The organism is Amycolatopsis sp. NPDC001319 (assembly GCF_042896185.1).
In the GTDB taxonomy this organism is placed as follows: domain Bacteria; phylum Actinomycetota; class Actinomycetes; order Mycobacteriales; family Pseudonocardiaceae; genus Amycolatopsis.
The window spans coordinates 27,896-43,184 of record NZ_JBIAWY010000015.1 but is presented as its reverse complement, the minus strand read 5'-3'; the positions used below and the strand labels follow the sequence as shown (position 1 = coordinate 43,184).

Sequence of the window (15,289 nt, the reverse complement as noted above, 5' to 3'; positions counted from 1 at the left end):
GGGGCCGAGAACCGCTCCGGCCGCGACGTCGTCGACAAGTCCCTGGCTCACGCGACACCCACCCGTCTCCCGGTCGCGACCACGATCCGCGGGTCCAGCAGCGGGTAGACGAGGTCGACGACGAGGTTCACCACCACGAAGACCAAAGACCCGAACACCACCACTCCCTGGACCAGCGGGATGTCCTGCACCGTCACGGCACCCGCGGTCACGCGGCCCAGCCCGTCGCGCGAGAACACCGTCTCGATCACCACCGAGTTCGCCATCAGCTGCCCGGCCAGCAGACCGACGACGGTCAACGCGGGCAGCGAGGCGTTGCGCGGCGCGTGTCCCCAGTGGATCCGCGCACGCCCGGCGCCTTTCGCCCTCGCTGTCTCCACATACGCCTCGTCCAGCGCGGTCAAGAGGCTCTTGGCGAGCACCTGGGCCACGATCGCGCCCGTCGGGACCGCCAGCGCCACGGCCGGCAGCACCAGCCCGCGCACCCCCTCGCCGCCGAAGGCCGGGAACAACCGCAGGCGGAAGGAAAAGAGCTCCACGAGCATCATCCCGATCCAGAACGTCGGCACCGACACCCCCAGCGGCGGCAGGGACAACAGCAGCTGACGCAGCCACCGCTGCGTGGTGTAGGTGGCCAGCACCGCCAGTCCCCCACCGAAGACGACGGCCAGCAGCAGCGCTGCCCCGGCGAGAGCCAGCGTCTGCGGCAACGCGTCGGCGAGCGTGGCCGTGACCGGTCGGCCGGTGGAGATCGAGTCGCCGAAGTCGCCCCGCACCGCCCTGCCGAGGTAGTCGAGGTATTGCAGGATCACGGGTTTGTCGAACCCGTACTCGTGACGCAGGCGGGCGAGCTGCGCGGGGTCGACCGGCCCCGAGTCCGTGCCGGCGCCCGCCATCGCCGACACCGGGTCGCCGGGCAGGAAGTCCAGCACGAGGAACGAGATCGTGTAGGCCGCCCACAGCACGCCCACCGCCTGGGCAATGCGGCGGATCACGTAGCGACGCATGGCGTTTTCACCTCCTGGGCCGGGGGCCGGCTAGCTCAGCCACGTGTCGTGCAGTTGGATCCGGCTGGAGGCCTCGAAGTCGAGGTCGTGCACCTTCGGCGCGACGCCGAGCTCCGTCTGCAGTTCCACGACGGGGATGACGTAGGCGTTGCGCACGACCTCCTGCTGCGCCTGCGCGACAACCGCCTTGCGCTGAGCGGCGTCGGTCGTCGCCGCCTGCCGCGTCAGCAACTCGTCGATTCCGGGCGCGGGGATGCGGTAGACATTGGCCAGCTGCGTCGAGTACTGGCCGCGCAGGATGTCGGGATCCGCCCGAGTCAGATTGCCCCACAACAGATCGAAGTCACCGGCGGTCTGCGCCTGCGCGAGCTGCGCGATCGGCAGCTGCTTGAGCACGACGTCGACGCCGACGGCCTTCAGCTGCTGCTGCACCAGCTCGAGCGCGGGCTGGTTGGTGGCCGCGTTGGCGAACCACACCAGGTTCAGGCTGAGCCGGGCGCCGTTGCGCTGCCGGATGCCGTCGCCGCCGGGCGTCCAGCCGGCGGAGTCCAGCAGCGCCTTGGCTTTCGCCGCGTCGAACGCCAGCGCCGGGCCTTGGTCGGCATAGTCCGGTGTCGTGTGCGACAGGACGCTGGTCGCCGGCCGGGTCCCGGTCGGGAACACGGTGTCGACGATCTGCTGCCGGTCGACCGCGACCTGCAGTGCCTGGCGCACCCGCTCGTCCCGCAGTGCCGGACGGGAATTGTTCAGACCGAGGTTGAACACCGCGCCGGGATTCGCCCTCGCCAGCAACGTGACACCGGCCGCCTTCAGCGCGGCCTCGTCGGCCTTGCCGACGCTGCCGATCGCGTCGACCTGACCGGACTGCAGGCTGCCCTGGCGCACCCCGGCCTCCGGCACCACCTTGAACACGACCTGATCGAGGTAGGCCTCGCCCTTCTTGCGCCAGAGCGAGGAACCCCAGTCGTAGCCCGTGCGCTTGGCCAGCGTGATCGACTGGTTCGCCACGTGCTGCTTCAGCACGAACGGACCGGACCCGATCACGCCCTGGCTGCACTTGTCCTGCGGCCGTTTCTTCGCGCTCGCCGAGGATTCGATCCCGAGCGAGAACGTGGAGGTCGCCTGCAGGAACTGGGCATTGGGCCGGCTGAACTGCACGCGGACGGTGCTCGGATCGACCACCGTGGTGGCCTGGACCCCGCTCAGATAGCCCTCGGCCAGCACCCCGAGGGCGCCCAGTTTCGGCACCGCGTCGAAGTTGTCCTTGACCACCTGCGCGGTCAGCGGCGAGCCGTCGCTGAAGGTCACGCCGGGGCGAAGGTGGAAGGTGAACGTGGTCGCGTCCGGGCTGATGTCCCAGCTCTGCGCCAGCCACGGCACGATCTTGCCGGTCGCGGGATCCTGGTCGGTCAGCGAATCGACGATCTGGCGCAGCGAATAGATCGTGTCGTTGCTGCTGACCTGTTGCGGATCCACGCAACCGGCGTCCGAGCCCACCGCGAAGGTCAACGTGCCACCGCTGTGGGGCGGTCCGCTCGCGGTGCTCGTGGCGCCGCCTTCCCCACAGGCGCTGAGCGTCAAGGCAGTGGCTGCCGCCAGTGCGGCGAGGGCCACTCGACTGGTCCGGCGCCGGTGAAGAGACGGTCTCACGGTCGGGTACTCCTAGCTCGTCGAAGGCACGGCGGAACACGACGTCGTGTCTCGCGGCCGGATCACGCGAATGTCGGCGGGAATTCCCGCGGCGGGAAAGAATGCGTCCTCACGATTCGGGCATCCTCCGGCCGGGTTTGCCGCCGGTTCGGGATGCCGCTCGCCGCGAACTCTAATGACCGTTTCTCGCACCGGTCAACGGCGCCGGACGAGCGCGGAAATCCTCCCATCAGACGAGATCCGGCCGTACAAAGAAATGCTTCGGCCGGTGCACGGGTTGTTCCCGGCATGACCATCGGAGTCTCGCTCAACACGACCACCGGAGTCGCCAACTACGTCGACGCCGTCGTCGAACAGGCCCGCGCGGCCGCCGCGGCCGGAATCCGCTCCGCGTGGGTGGGCCAGCGTCTTGACTACGACGCCGCCACCCTCGCCACCGTCCTGGGACGCGAGCTCCCGGGGCTGCACGTGGGCACGTCCGCGATCCCCGTGTTCGGCCGCCACCCCGTGCTCGTGTCGTCCCAGGCGCAAACCGCGCAGGCCGCGACCCACGGGCACTTCCACCTCGGGCTCGCGCTCGGCGCCCGGTTCATCGTCGAGAAGACGTTCGGGCTGCCGTTCGAGCGGCCCGTCGCGCTGCTGCGCGAGTTCCTGACCTCGCTGAGGGCGTTGCTGGACACCGGCACCGCCGACTTCCACGGCGACCGGCTCACCGTCGCGCCGATCCTGCCGGTCACCGTGCCCGGCGCGCAGCCGACGGTGCCGGTGCTCGTCGCCGCGATGGGGCCGAAAGCCTTGCGGGTCACCGGCGAACTCGCCGACGGCACACTCCCCTACCTGGCCTCACCGCGCGTGCTCGGCGAGCACATCGTCCCCGCCATCGCCCAAGCGGCCGAGGAGGCCGGCCGCCCCGCACCGCGGATCGTCGCCTTCGTGGCGGGCACGGTCACGGCGAACGCCGGTGATGTCCGGGAAAAAGCGTTGCGGGACATGGCGTTCTACGACCAGATCCCCTCCTACCAGCGCGTCGTGTCTCTGGCGGGCGCGCAGCACGCGGGTGAGCTCGCCGTCATCGGGGACGAATCGGCCATCGCCGCTGGGGTGCGCAGTTACTTCGACGCCGGAGCGACCGAAGTGGTGTTCACGCAGACCGATCTCGGCGGTCCCGAAGACCAGGCCCGCACCTTCGAAGTCCTCGGTGGCCTGGCCTGACCGCGCAGACCACTGTGGACAGTCACTCGGACGCGGCGAAGTCGTGCACGATCCGCCGGAACATCTCACGCTCACGGCGCGACAGCGGCACGCTCGGCTCATCGGCCGCGGCCGACCGCGGCACGGGTATGACGAACCCGAAGTCGAGCGGCGCGGACGGAGGTGCGAGCACCCAGCCGTAGCCGGTGACCGCTCGGGTCAATGCCCGGATCGCACGCTTCATCGTCAGCCTCCCGTACCGGACCGCCTTCCATTCTCGTCGCGGTCGCGGCCGTGTCCAGCCCCGTCCAGCCGGCGGGAGAACAAAACCGCCCGCATCCTGGGCTCGCGTGCAGCCGGGCGGTGAAAAATGCTTGGCTGTGGGAAAGATTTCGCCGGGCACAGCTCCGCGCCGATCGGCAGTCTCGCGCAGGCCGCCGAATTGTGGCCGGTCGGTGCGGTCGCGGTCGCGGTCCGATGTGGATGTTGAGGTGTTCGGCGACTCGGCCGATCGGTCGGGTGGCCCAGCCTCGCGCGGTCAGCGGGTGCGGCGCCGGCGAGCGGTGAGGATGAGCAGGCCTGTTCCCACGGCCACGAGGAGGAGGCCGGCGCCGAGCCAGGGACCGGCCGAGGTGCCGGTGGTGGCGAGTGGGCCGTTCGGGGTGGTGCGGGTCGCGGGCGGGACGACGATGCCGCTGCTTGTCGTCGTGGGCTGGGCGGAGGTCGGCTCGGTGGTGGACACATCGGTCGGGTGTGACGATGTGGGCGGCGTCGTCGTGGGCGGCGTCGTCGTGGGCGGTGTCGTCGTCGGTGGTTTCGGCCGGCAGGTGAGGGCGAAGTCCACGTCGGGGGCGTCGGCGGAGGTCGTGTCGGCCGGGGTGGTGGTGGGGCCATCCACGGTGAAGCCTTCCGTCGGCACGACCTGGACCTCGTAGCGGTCCGCCGCGACGGACGGGAAGGCGTAGCTGCCGTCGGGCTCGGAGGTGGTTTCCGCGAGGACCGCGCCGCTGCCGGTCAGCAGGCGCACCGTGCCCGTGGCGGGCCGGCCGTCGCACGCGCCGGCCAGGGTGCCGCTCACCGTGCGGGTGAGGGCGGCGAGCCAGACCTGGTAGACGGGCCGGCCCGTCAGCACCGTCATGCGCAGGGTCAGCGAGGAGATCGCCGCGGTCGGGCGGAACCAGCCGCTCGCGCCCTCGGTGTCGGGGCCGTTGCCGCGCAGCGTCGCGGTGCCCGGGTCCCACGTCGGCCGGTCGCCGGCGCTCCCGCTGCCGCACGACGCCGGCTTGGGCGTGCCGCCGCAGTAGTTGAAGGCGCCCTGATAACCGAGCGACGCGACGTCGACGCGGCTGCCGTCCGCGCCGGTCGCGCTGACCTGGACGGTGTCGGCGTCGACGTCACCGAGGGTGAACCCCCAGCTCGACGCCGGGGCCGGGTGGGCGAAGCTGATCGTGGTCGTCGACGGCGCGCTGCCCGCGGCGGGCCGGATCACCGCGTAGGGCCGCCCGCGCGAGCTGCCGAAGACCTGTCCGAACGGCGTGTCCGCCGCCAGGTACGTGGTCCCGCCGCTCGTCGCGGTCGCGGAGGTCGCGTCGGTCGACAAGGCGCCGGCCGGGAAACCCGCCACCGGCACCGTCACCGAACGCTCGCCGGACCGCAGGTCCCAGGTCGCGTACGCCGACCCGGCCGCGCCGGCCGGCTGCGCACCGAGCACGCCCAGCAGCGCGGCCAACCCCATGGACACAGCCGGCACCAGCGCGCCTCGACCTCGCCCCATCGACACTCCTCACCCCGCCCGTCCCTCGAGGCAACCACCCTGACCTGCGCCGACGCAGCACATCTCGGCGCAATCGGTCCCCTTTCACGCAAACGTGTGAAGCCGACGCGGAGATGGCTACGCCTGTTCGGTCCTCGGCAGCCAGGTGCGGTCGGGGGACGCCCGCCGCCTCGGCGATGCGGCGGCGGGACTCGAGCAGCCGGGACCGCAGGGCCGGCAACGGGAGGTCCACGAGGTGACCGTCGCGTTTGACCACGCGGCCGGCGACGAGCACGGTGTCGACCCGGCGCGGATGGCCGGCGCCGACGATCGTGCCGCTCAGCTCGTCAGACCGCGAAGCCGCAGGACAGCCCGGTAAAATCCGGTAGGTGACCGAGCCGCGCGCAGCCGAACCGAGGACCCCGCGACCGGGACCGTCGCGGCGGGACGCGAAGGCGAACCTCGCACGGGTCCTGGACGCCGCCGCCGAGGTCTTCGCGGAGCACGGCTGCAGCGCCACCCTCGCCGACGTCGCCAAGGCAGCCGGGGTCGGCGTGGCCACGGTGTACCGCACGTTCCCGACGAAGGACGACCTGATCCACGACGTCTACGCGCCGCTGTTCGAGCTCGCCGAGAACCAGGCGATCGACGCGAGCCTCGACCCGGACCCGTGGGCGGGCATCGCCGGATTCCTGGAGAAGTCGGTCACCACCCTCGCTCCCGACAAGGGGTTCCGGGAGCTGCTCAGCGGCTCCTACAGCGAGTCGCTCGGCTGGTCGCGGCCCCGCACGCCGCACCGGCTGGCGAAGCTGGTCGAGGACACCCACAACCGCACCGGCAAGCACCTCGGCCGGCTCGTGCAGCGGGCGCGCGAGTCCGGTCGCGTGCGCGACGACCTCGTGGCCGGCGACCTGCTGCTGATGTCGATGGCCGTGCAGACGTCCGTCGAGTTCGGCGGCGCGGCCCACCCCCGCCTGTACCGCCGGATGATCGGCTTCCTGATGGACAGCCTCCAGCCCGCCCGCGACACCCCCACGCCACTGCCCGAACCCGGGCTCACCGACCGGCAGATCTCCGCACTGGAGCGTGGCCGGCGCCGGCGGATCTCGGGCGACGGCTAGGGCGCGGCCGCGCCCCGGCGGAATCCCGGGTCAGGCCGCCGCCGTCTTGATCATCTCGACAACCGCGGCCGCCTGAGACTCGAACAACGAGTGGCTCGCCGCCACCTCCGTCACCGTCGCCCCGGCCCGCTCCGCCATCGCGTGCTGCGCGGGCGGCGGAATCATCCGGTCCTCCGTCGCCACCAGATACCAGCTCGGCTTCACCCGCCACGCCGGCTGACTCACCGCGCCCGCGAGAGCGTCCACACCCCACGGCACCTGCGAGTCGGCCAGGAACCGCGCGCGCTCCGGCGTGAGGTCACCCGAGAACGACTCGTGGAACTTCTCCTTGTCCAGGAACAGAAATCCGTTCTGCGGCGGCAGAATCGGCGGCACCGGCGCCCCCGGAGGCGGGTCGGCGATCAGCGTGTTCACCGACTCCCCCTTGTCCGGCGCGAACGCGGCGATATAAGCCAACGCCGCCACGTTGTCGTGAGTACCCGCCTCACTGATCACCGCGCCGCCGTAGGAGTGTCCGACCAGGACAGTCGGGCCGTCCTGCTGATCGAGGATCATCCGGGTCGCCGCGGCGTCGCCCTCCAGCGACAGCGTCGGGTTCTGCACGACGCTCACCGAGTAGCCGTCGCGGACGAGCAGGTCGTGGACCTGCGCCCAGCCCGAACCGTCCACGAACCCCCCCGTGGACGAGCACGACATTGCGCGCTCCTGCGCTCATGATTGTCTCCTCAAGACCGTGTTCCCGGTGCCGCTTCCGCCGAATGACCTGGTACGCCATCATGCTATGATCCGGAATAGCTATTCCGATACCGGGTTTTTCACGGAGGTGCGGATGGGGCCCGGTTCGGCGACGCCGGGGTGTCCTCACCGGATGCCACGCAGCATTCTGGGGTGGGGCGGTGGCGCTCCACCCCGGCAAGTCGAAGGAACCGTCCCACGAGCCCGAAACGGTCTCGCCGCGCGCCGGCGGACGCGCACCACCAGGAGGAACCATGGCCCAGCCCCGGCCTGCCGGCGTGCTCGCCCGCGCGATCGGTGCCGTCCACCGGGCGGCGTTCGGCCTGCCCAAGGGTGGCCGGCGCTACACGGTCGAGCGGGCGGTACCCGTGCTCACCCGCGACGGGGCGCAGCTGCTCACCGACCTCTACCTGCCCGTCGGCGAGGCGCACGGCACCGTGCTCATCCGCTCGCCGTACGGCCGCGGCCTGCCCGAAAGCCTGTTCCACGGCCGCGCGTTCGCCGAGCGCGGGTACCAGGTCGTGGTGCAGAGCGTCCGCGGGACGGGCGGGTCCACCGGCGCGTTCCGGCCCATCGCGCAGGAGACGGCCGACAGCCAGGACGCGGTCGCGTGGCTGCGCGAGCAGGCGTGGTTCACCGGCCGGCTCGCGACCCTCGGCGGTTCCTACCTCGGCTGGACGCAGTGGGCGCTGCGGCAGGACCCGCCACCTGAGCTGCGGGCGGCCGTCGTCCTCGTGGGGCCGCACGACTTCGCCCGCGCCATCCGCGGCACCGGTTCCGTGGCCCTGGCCGACTTCCTCGGCTGGAGCACCACCGTGCAGGCCCGGGGACCGCGCGCGATGCTCGCCGCGCGCCGCCGCGTCGACGCCGCGCTGCGCGAGCCGACGCCGGAAGCCGCCGCGGTGAAGGCCCTGGGCCCCGACCACCCGTGGTTCACCGACTGGCTCGCCCACCCCGACCTCGAAGATCCTTTTTGGACGGGCTACGACGCCTCGGCGGCGCTCACCGCGACGCGGATCCCCGTCCTGCTCATCGGCGGCTGGCACGACGTGTTCGTGGACCAGACGCTGGAGCAGTACCGCCGCCTCGACGCCGACGTCGCCCTCACGATCGGCCCGTGGACACACCTGGACACGGCCTTCAAATCCTCGCGCGTCACCGACCCCGAGGCCCTGGCCTGGTTCGACGAGCACCTCGCCGGTGCTCCGTCGCGGCGGCCCGCGCCCGTGCGGATCCACGTGACCGGCGCCGGACAGTGGCGGTCGATGCCGTCGTGGCCACCCAAGACCGAGCAACGCGTGCTGGGCCTGACCTCGACCGGCGGCCTCGGCGCCGAAAGCAACTCGGGCACCGTCGAGTTCACCTACGACCCGGCGGACCCGACACCGTCGGTGGGCGGGCGCCACATGTCCGCCAAGGCCGGCCGCCAGGACAACAGCGCGCTCGAAGCCCGCGACGACGTGGTCACCTTCACCTCCGCTCCGCTGGACACACCGCTCGAAGTCCTGGGCGCGCCGTCGGTGCACCTGCGGATCACCACCGGCACCACGCCCGACGTGTTCGTGCGACTGTGCGAAGTGGACGAACGCGGCCGCTCGTGGAACGTCACCGAGGTCTTCACCCGCCTCACCACCACCGACGCCCCAGTCACCCTCTCGCTCGGCACCTGCGCCCACCGCTTCGCGCCCGGCCGGCGCCTGCGCCTGCAGATTTCCGGCGGGGCCCACCCACGCTTCGCGCGCAACCCGGAGCCGTGCCACTACACGATCTCGTGCGAGGGTTCGCACCTGACGCTGCCCGTTGCGGCTCTCTGAAGCAAAACGTGGAGCGAGACCGTCCGGAACCGGCCTCGCCCCTGGTGATCGCCGCCGGCGTCAGTCCTGGTGCGCGGTGGCGAGCGACTTTGCCGCCTGCCCGGGCTGAGGTGAGGTGACGGCGCGGGCTCACGCCCGGCAGGAAGGGCCGGTCCGCATCGGAGCGGGCCGGAGCAGCTCGCTCGTGGCGAAGAACTCGGACGAGTCCAGCCGTTCCAAGATCCGCCGGACGGCGGGGGAGAAAATCAGCGACAGCTCGGTCGAAGCCTCCCGGCAGTGCCGTTGCAGACTGAGCAGCACCGCGATTCCCCGCACCGACAGGAAGTTCACCCCGCTCAAGTCGACGACCACGCTGTGGTGCGGCGTCCGGCACAGCGCGTTCACCTCGTCGGCCAGCCGCGGCGCCGTGGCCAAGTCGACTTCGCCGCCCACCATCACCAGTGCCTGGCCGGGCCGGGGATGGCGGGTTTCCACCGCCAACGACGAACGTCCGCTGGTGTCGATATTTTTGAAGGAGCGAGCCATCTGAGCTCCCCGCGCTCGGATCCGAGGCAACCGAGAGGCGGGGCCGGGCCAGACGAAAACCATGACGTGGCTCTGTGTTCCACCACGCGAAGACCACCATAGCCGCGCGGTACGTCCCGGACAACCGCACCGTGGCGCTGGGTGGCACCGCCGCGCAGCGGGCGGGTGGACGACCGCGGGCCGGTTGGGCGGTCCGGGGCGGGGTACCCGAGGCTCGATTCCGCGAAGAGCCCAGCCGGCCGAAGCACCGGCCGACGAGTTCGGCAGCAAAGGAGACGATCCATGGTCGAGGTGACCCGCAAGTTCGCCGTCGCCGCCGCGCCGGCCGAGGTACAGGACTACCTGAAGGACTTCGCCAACGCCGAAGAGTGGGATCCGGGGACCGTCTCGTGCGACCCGCTCGGCCGCGGGCCGGTCGAGGTCGGGTCCCGATGGCGCAACGTCTCGAAGATCGCGGGCGTCAAGACGGAGCTGACGTACGAGCTGACGCGGCTCGAACCCGGCCGGGTGGTGTTCGTCGGCCGCAACGACACCGCGACTTCCACCGACGACATCGGCCTCGCCGCCGACGGCGCGGGCACCACGATCACCTACCACGCCACGATCGAGTTCCACGGAGCCGCCAAGCTCGCGGCGCCACTCGCCAAGGTCGTGTTCGAAAAGGTCGGCGCCGACACCGAAAAAAGCCTCACCCGGATCCTCGGCGCACCGGAGTGACGCGGTGGCAGGAAAACGGCTCCCGCCGACCAGCTGCACGACCGGCGGGAGCCGCTCCGACCGCGATACCCCCTCGGGCGGGAACCAAACTTCTCCAGGTCGCAGAGGTTTTTCGCACACCAGGATCTCGCCGGCGGCGGTTACCTTCCCCGGCCGCGGGTACCCGGGGTGCGGAACGTCGGCAGCGATGGGGACAACCCGAGGAGAGAACGATGATCGAAGTGACCCGCCTCGTCCGGGCTTCGCCTGCGGCGGTGTTCGCCGTCCTCGCCGACGGGTGGTCCTACGCCGGCTGGGTCGTCGGCAGTTCGCACATCCGCGACGTCGACGCGACGTGGCCGGCGGTCGGCAGCCGCCTGCACCACAGCGTCGGCGCCTGGCCGGCGCAAGTTCAGGACAGCACGGTGGTTCTCGCCGTGCGACCGGGTGAATCCGTGAAGCTCGAAGCCCAGGCGTGGCCGTTCGGCACAGCCGAGGTCGAAGTGACGTTGTCCGTCCAAGATGGACAGACTCTGGTCAGGATGTCCGAGCGGGCGCTGCGCGGACCCGGCAAGCTGCTCCCCGAGGCGGTGCAGGCGCTGGTGCTGCGGCCGCGCAACCAGGAATCCCTGGCCCGTTTGGCCGATGTGGTCGAGGGCCGAGAGCGGGCGCGGGTCCGGCCGTAGCGACGCCACCGCCGCGCCGTCCGCTTCATCAGCCGTACACCGCGCGATGGGCCGTGCGGATCAGTGCCGCGTATCCCCCACCGAGTACGCCGTCGCGCGCCAGGGCGGCGCGAGCGGCGTTGGCACCCGGTCCACCGTGGACCGCGCCGCCGGGGTGGGCCGAGGCACCGGCGAGGTAGAGGCGGTCGACCGGCGTGTCCGCGCGGCCGAGACCCGGGACGGGCCGGAAGAACAGCTGCTGGTGGAGCGCCGTGGTACCACCGTTCACCGCGCCACCCACGAGGCTCGGGTCGTGACCGGCGAGCTCGGCCGGGCCCTGCACGCAGCGGCCGACGATCCGGTCGCGGAAGCCCGGCGCCTGCCGCTCGATCGTGTCTTCGATCGCGTCGGCTCGGCGGGCCGACGCCGACGCGGTCGCCACGGACCCACGCGGCACATGGGTGTACGCCCACACCGCTTCGGTCCCGGCCGGCGAACGCGTGGGATCCGCGGTGGTCATCTGGCCGAGCAGCAGGAACGGCCGGCGCGGCACCCGGCCCCGGCCCAGCTCCGCGCCGAACGTCGCGAGACCGTCCTCGTCGCAGCCCAGGTGGACGGTGCCGGCGCCCGCGGCGTCCGGCGCGGTCCACGGGACCGGGCCGCTCAAGGCCCAGTCGACCTTCACCGTCGCGCTGTCCCACTCGAACGCCTTGAGATCCCGCAGCAGGCGGGCCGGCAGCCACTCCGGCGCCACGAGCTGCCCGTACAACGCGGGCGCCGGCACATCGGCCAGCACCGCCCGGCGCGCGCGGACCACCGTCCCGTCGGCGCAGCGCACCCCCACCGCGCGGCCGCCGGCCACCAGGATCTCGGTCACCCCGTGTTCACAGTGGAGGGCTCCGCGTCCACCCAGCCTGCGCAGCAATGCCGCCACCAGCTCGCCCGCTCCGCCTTCGGGCACGGGAAACCCGACGTCCTGGGCGAGCATCGTCAGCAGCCAGCCGAACACCGCGCTGCCCGCGTTGTCCACGGACAGGTCGCTGTGTGCGGCGTTGCCCGCCAGCAGCAGCCGCGCGCCTTCGCCGGCGAACCGTTCCTGCCCGAACCGCCGTGCGGGCAACGTCAGCATCCGCGCCAGCCGCAGCGCGTCGGCGGTACCGGTGCGCCGCAGCAGCTTCACGGCGGGCCGCACCGGAGGAAACGGCGTGAACAGCGCGTCCAGCAGTGGGTCACGCAGCCCTTGCCACTGGGTGAACAGCTCCCGCCACGCGTCCCCGTCGGCGGGCGCGAACCGAGCCACCGACCGGGCCGTGCGGTCCACGTCGCGCGAGAGCACCACGCATCGGTTGTCCGGCAGGACGTGCGCGAGCACGTCGGGCGCGTGCCGCCAGCGCAGCCCGTGTTCCTCCAGGCCGAGGCCACGCAGGATCGGCGACGCGGCGGCCATCGGGAAGAAGGCACTGCACAGGTCGTTGCGGAAACCCGGCGACGTCACCTCCGCGGTGCGCACGGCCCCTCCCGGGGCGTCCGTGGCTTCGAGCACCAGGACGTCCCAGCCGGCGTCGGCGAGCAGGTTCGCCGCGACGAGCCCGTTGTGCCCCGCCCCGACCACGATCGCGTCGACGGTCTCCATCACGCCGACGCCGTGCCGAGGTTCCCGGTCGCGCCGGTGATCACGATGCGCACGCCTCCCGGATAACCCCGGTTCGGCCGGCGGAAACCCGGAAATCGTCCGGCGGCCGCGGCGGTCGCCGGCGAGTCGGCTTGAGCGGGGCGCGGGCGGGGTACCCGGGGCCGGTGAACGACGACGTCACGGAAGCCGTGACCATCACCCCGTACGAAGACGGGCCGCTGCTGGTCCGCGGTGCCTTCGAGCTCCGCTCACCGGACGGCGAGGTCATCGACCCCGGCCGGAGCACGGTCGCGTTGTGCCGGTGCGGGCTCTCGGCCGTCAAACCGTTCTGCGACGGCACTCACAAGGTGCGGGGCTTCCGCGCGGCCGCCGGGCGCTGACCCCGGCGCCGGGCGCAGGGACGAGCGTCCTTCGTCCCATTGCGTGAGCAGCATCCGGCCGAACTCCCCTTCCACCGCCAGCGCGCACGCCGCTCCGAAGAGGACATCGCCCGCGGCCGACGGGTTCTCACGGGCGAACGTGCCGCACAGATCGTGCGCGGCGATCTGCTCGTGGACGGCGTCGGCCTCGACGTGTTCGTCGTAGAACCGCGTGGCGGCGGCATCGCCACCCAGCCGGCGCAGTCCGTTGCCGTAGCGGCGATTCGGCAACGACGACGTCATCTCGAACGCGGCCAGGTGCCCGAGCGCCGCGCCCAGCCAGCGGCGGTGAAACCCGAACAGGGACATGAGGTTGCTGACCGCGAGCGTCACCGCCGGGACGCGGTCGACGTAGTGGCCGTAGCCGTCGTCCAGCCCCAGCGAGCGCAGGGTGCCCCGGAAGAGCTCCGAGTGCATCCGGGCGAGCCGGCCCTGCCCGTATTCGTCGGCCTGGATCTCGACCAGTGCCGCCTTGGCCGCGCCGGAAAGCCGGGGAATGGCCCAGCTGTGCGGATCGGCCTCCTTGAGGTGGTAGACCGAGCGCTGCGCCACGAACTCCCGGAACTGCTCCTCGGAAGCGCGCCGCTGCAGGAACTTCGCCACGGGTGGCCCTTCGTCCGCCCGCACCAGGTCGGCCAACGCCTGCGCCACCGCGTCCGGCCGCACCGGGTTGGGCGGCACGAGCTCGTGCAGACCGGCCACCCATCTGCGTTCCAGCTGCCGTCGCATGCCCGTGACGAAGGGAGCGTGTTCCCAGGCGGCGTCGACGTCGTCGAAACCGCGGTAGCTCAGCTCGTAACAGATCCACAGGGTGAGCTGCAGGTCTTCGTCGTGGCACACCGGCCCGCCGGCGCCGGCCGGTACCGCACTGGCCGCCGCGTCGTCCGGCTCGGACCCGAGCCGGGTGACGACCGCGGAACTCGCCGGACCGCGAGGATGGGGCAGACGCATGGAACCTCCTGGTACCCGGGGGAAATGTGCCCCACCGGCCAGGGTGGCCGGTGGGGACTCCTCAGCGGTGGCCGAGCGCCGTCCGGATACCCTCCGGTTCGGACCGGGAAACCGGGGGCGGCGCGGGAAGGTCACAGGCGGGACAGAGCAGCCTGAGCGCGGGCGGCGGGATCTGTCCTCAGGCCAGGTCCGCCAGCCGTCCGGGCCTCACCCCTGGACGAACTCCTCCGAGTGCTCGTTCCACCAGCGGGCGATGTCGGCCCGGCGGGCGAACCAGACGCCGCCCTTGGCCTGGGCGTATTCGATGAACTCCCGCAGCGCCCCGGTGCGTGCCGCCTGACCCACCAGGCGGGGGTGGAGGCCGATGGACATCATCTTGGGCCGGCCCTTCGAGCCTTCGAGCCACAGTTCGTCGAAGCCGCGCTTGAGGTAGTCGAGGAACAGGCTCGGTGACCGAGTGCCCTGGATGTCGTTGTAGGTCAGCGAATACGGGACGACGAGCTGCCGGACTCCGTTCACGTCGACGTAGTAGGGCAGGTCGTCGTTGTAGGCGTCCGAGTCGTACAGGAATCCGCCGTGCTCCACGACCAGCTCGCGCGTGTTGATCGAGGGGCCGTAGCGGCAGTACCAGCCGCTGGGCGCTTCACCCCACGTCTGGGTGAAGGAGGCGACGGCTTTCTTGATCCGGTCGGCCTCTTCCTCGCGCGACAAGCGCCAGTGCTCTTCCCAGCGCCACCCGTGCCCGAGCAGGTCGTGGCCGGCTTCGCGGGCCGCCGACGCGACCTCGGGGTTGCGTTCGAAGGCCACTGCGCAGCCGAAGAACGTGGCTTTGACGTCGTACTCGTCGAAGAGGCGGAGCAGGCGCCACACGCCGACGCGGCTGCCGTACTCGTACATCGATTCCTTCGCCAGGTCCCGCAGATGAGCCGGGAAGGCGTAGTCCACTTCGGCGAGACTGTCGTTCTCACCGTCTCCCATCTCGTGGGAGTATTCGGAACCCTCCTCGTAGTTCACCACGAGGTTGACCGCCACCTTGGCGTCGCCGGGCCACCGGACAGCCGGCACGTCCTTGCCGTAGCCGACCAGGTCCCGGCTGAGATTGCTCGGAATTTCTCGCATCGACCGCAAA

14 protein-coding genes and 1 pseudogene are annotated in these 15,289 nt (G+C 71.6%); 6 read left to right on the top strand and 9 right to left on the bottom strand.

Annotated elements, in window-relative coordinates; genetic code table 11:
• Nucleotides 1–47: 47 nt before the first annotated feature.
• Entirely contained in the window at nucleotides 48–1,007 is a 960-nt protein-coding gene (locus ACFY1H_RS40735) for an ABC transporter permease (protein WP_386955556.1), read from the bottom strand.
• Nucleotides 1,008–1,037: 30 nt separating this feature from the next.
• Nucleotides 1,038–2,516: an ABC transporter substrate-binding protein gene (locus tag ACFY1H_RS40730; RefSeq protein ID WP_386955554.1), complete on the bottom strand. Its 1,479-nt coding sequence runs from the start codon at nucleotides 2,514–2,516 to the stop codon at nucleotides 1,038–1,040.
• A 429-nt stretch (nucleotides 2,517–2,945) separates the two neighbouring features.
• Here ACFY1H_RS40730 and ACFY1H_RS40725 point away from each other — a divergent pair, with 429 nt between their 5' ends.
• Nucleotides 2,946–3,869 carry a TIGR03564 family F420-dependent LLM class oxidoreductase gene (locus ACFY1H_RS40725; protein ID WP_386955552.1) on the top strand — a complete coding sequence of 308 codons (924 nt, stop codon included), beginning with the start codon at nucleotides 2,946–2,948 and terminating at the stop codon, nucleotides 3,867–3,869.
• 22 nt (nucleotides 3,870–3,891) lie between these two features.
• Here ACFY1H_RS40725 and ACFY1H_RS40720 read toward each other — a convergent pair whose 3' ends face one another.
• Both ACFY1H_RS40720 and ACFY1H_RS40715 read right to left on the bottom strand, forming a co-directional pair.
• Nucleotides 3,892–4,092 (bottom strand): hypothetical protein, encoded by a 201-nt coding sequence (locus ACFY1H_RS40720; RefSeq protein WP_366581767.1) that lies wholly within the window; start codon nucleotides 4,090–4,092, stop codon nucleotides 3,892–3,894.
• 294 nt (nucleotides 4,093–4,386) lie between these two features.
• On the bottom strand, nucleotides 4,387–5,622 hold the full coding sequence (locus ACFY1H_RS40715) for a hypothetical protein (RefSeq protein ID WP_386955550.1): 1,236 nt from the start codon (nucleotides 5,620–5,622) through the stop codon (nucleotides 4,387–4,389).
• 368 nt (nucleotides 5,623–5,990) lie between these two features.
• Between ACFY1H_RS40715 and ACFY1H_RS40710 the strand changes: the two genes are divergently transcribed.
• Nucleotides 5,991–6,722 (top strand): helix-turn-helix domain-containing protein, encoded by a 732-nt coding sequence (locus ACFY1H_RS40710; RefSeq protein ID WP_366581765.1) that lies wholly within the window; start codon nucleotides 5,991–5,993, stop codon nucleotides 6,720–6,722.
• 30 nt (nucleotides 6,723–6,752) lie between these two features.
• Here ACFY1H_RS40710 and ACFY1H_RS40705 read toward each other — a convergent pair whose 3' ends face one another.
• Nucleotides 6,753–7,418 carry an alpha/beta hydrolase family protein gene (locus ACFY1H_RS40705; protein WP_386955548.1) on the bottom strand — a complete coding sequence of 222 codons (666 nt, stop codon included), beginning with the start codon at nucleotides 7,416–7,418 and terminating at the stop codon, nucleotides 6,753–6,755.
• A 293-nt stretch (nucleotides 7,419–7,711) separates the two neighbouring features.
• Between ACFY1H_RS40705 and ACFY1H_RS40700 the strand changes: the two genes are divergently transcribed.
• Complete coding sequence (locus tag ACFY1H_RS40700; protein ID WP_386955546.1) at nucleotides 7,712–9,271, top strand: CocE/NonD family hydrolase; 1,560 nt, start codon at nucleotides 7,712–7,714, stop codon at nucleotides 9,269–9,271.
• A 129-nt stretch (nucleotides 9,272–9,400) separates the two neighbouring features.
• On the opposite strand, the gene ACFY1H_RS40695 is transcribed toward ACFY1H_RS40700, so the two are convergent.
• Nucleotides 9,401–9,796 carry an STAS domain-containing protein gene (locus ACFY1H_RS40695; RefSeq protein WP_366581762.1) on the bottom strand — a complete coding sequence of 132 codons (396 nt, stop codon included), beginning with the start codon at nucleotides 9,794–9,796 and terminating at the stop codon, nucleotides 9,401–9,403.
• A gap of 282 nt (nucleotides 9,797–10,078) precedes the next feature.
• Here ACFY1H_RS40695 and ACFY1H_RS40690 point away from each other — a divergent pair, with 282 nt between their 5' ends.
• Together ACFY1H_RS40690 and ACFY1H_RS40685 are read left to right on the top strand one after the other, a co-directional pair.
• Nucleotides 10,079–10,513 (top strand): SRPBCC family protein, encoded by a 435-nt coding sequence (locus tag ACFY1H_RS40690; protein WP_386955544.1) that lies wholly within the window; start codon nucleotides 10,079–10,081, stop codon nucleotides 10,511–10,513.
• Nucleotides 10,514–10,725: 212 nt separating this feature from the next.
• A complete protein-coding gene (locus ACFY1H_RS40685) occupies nucleotides 10,726–11,178 on the top strand; it encodes an SRPBCC family protein (protein ID WP_366581760.1) in 453 nt (150 codons plus the stop codon).
• 28 nt (nucleotides 11,179–11,206) lie between these two features.
• Here the strand turns inward: ACFY1H_RS40685 and ACFY1H_RS40680 are convergent, their stop codons facing one another.
• Nucleotides 11,207–12,790, bottom strand: coding sequence for a phytoene desaturase family protein (locus tag ACFY1H_RS40680; RefSeq protein ID WP_386955541.1), 1,584 nt, complete (start codon nucleotides 12,788–12,790; stop codon nucleotides 11,207–11,209).
• Nucleotides 12,791–12,954: 164 nt separating this feature from the next.
• Between ACFY1H_RS40680 and ACFY1H_RS40675 the strand changes: the two are divergent.
• A pseudogene (locus ACFY1H_RS40675) lies at nucleotides 12,955–13,077 on the top strand (hypothetical protein); the annotation flags it as partial.
• Here the strand turns inward: ACFY1H_RS40675 and ACFY1H_RS40670 are convergent.
• Nucleotides 13,039–14,160, bottom strand: coding sequence for an iron-containing redox enzyme family protein (locus ACFY1H_RS40670; protein ID WP_386955540.1), 1,122 nt, complete (start codon nucleotides 14,158–14,160; stop codon nucleotides 13,039–13,041). The pseudogene ACFY1H_RS40675 and the gene ACFY1H_RS40670 overlap by 39 nt on opposite strands.
• Before the next feature lie 207 nt (nucleotides 14,161–14,367).
• Nucleotides 14,368–15,279: a polysaccharide deacetylase family protein gene (locus ACFY1H_RS40665; protein ID WP_366581758.1), complete on the bottom strand. Its 912-nt coding sequence runs from the start codon at nucleotides 15,277–15,279 to the stop codon at nucleotides 14,368–14,370.
• Between the last annotated feature and the right edge of the window lie 10 nt (nucleotides 15,280–15,289).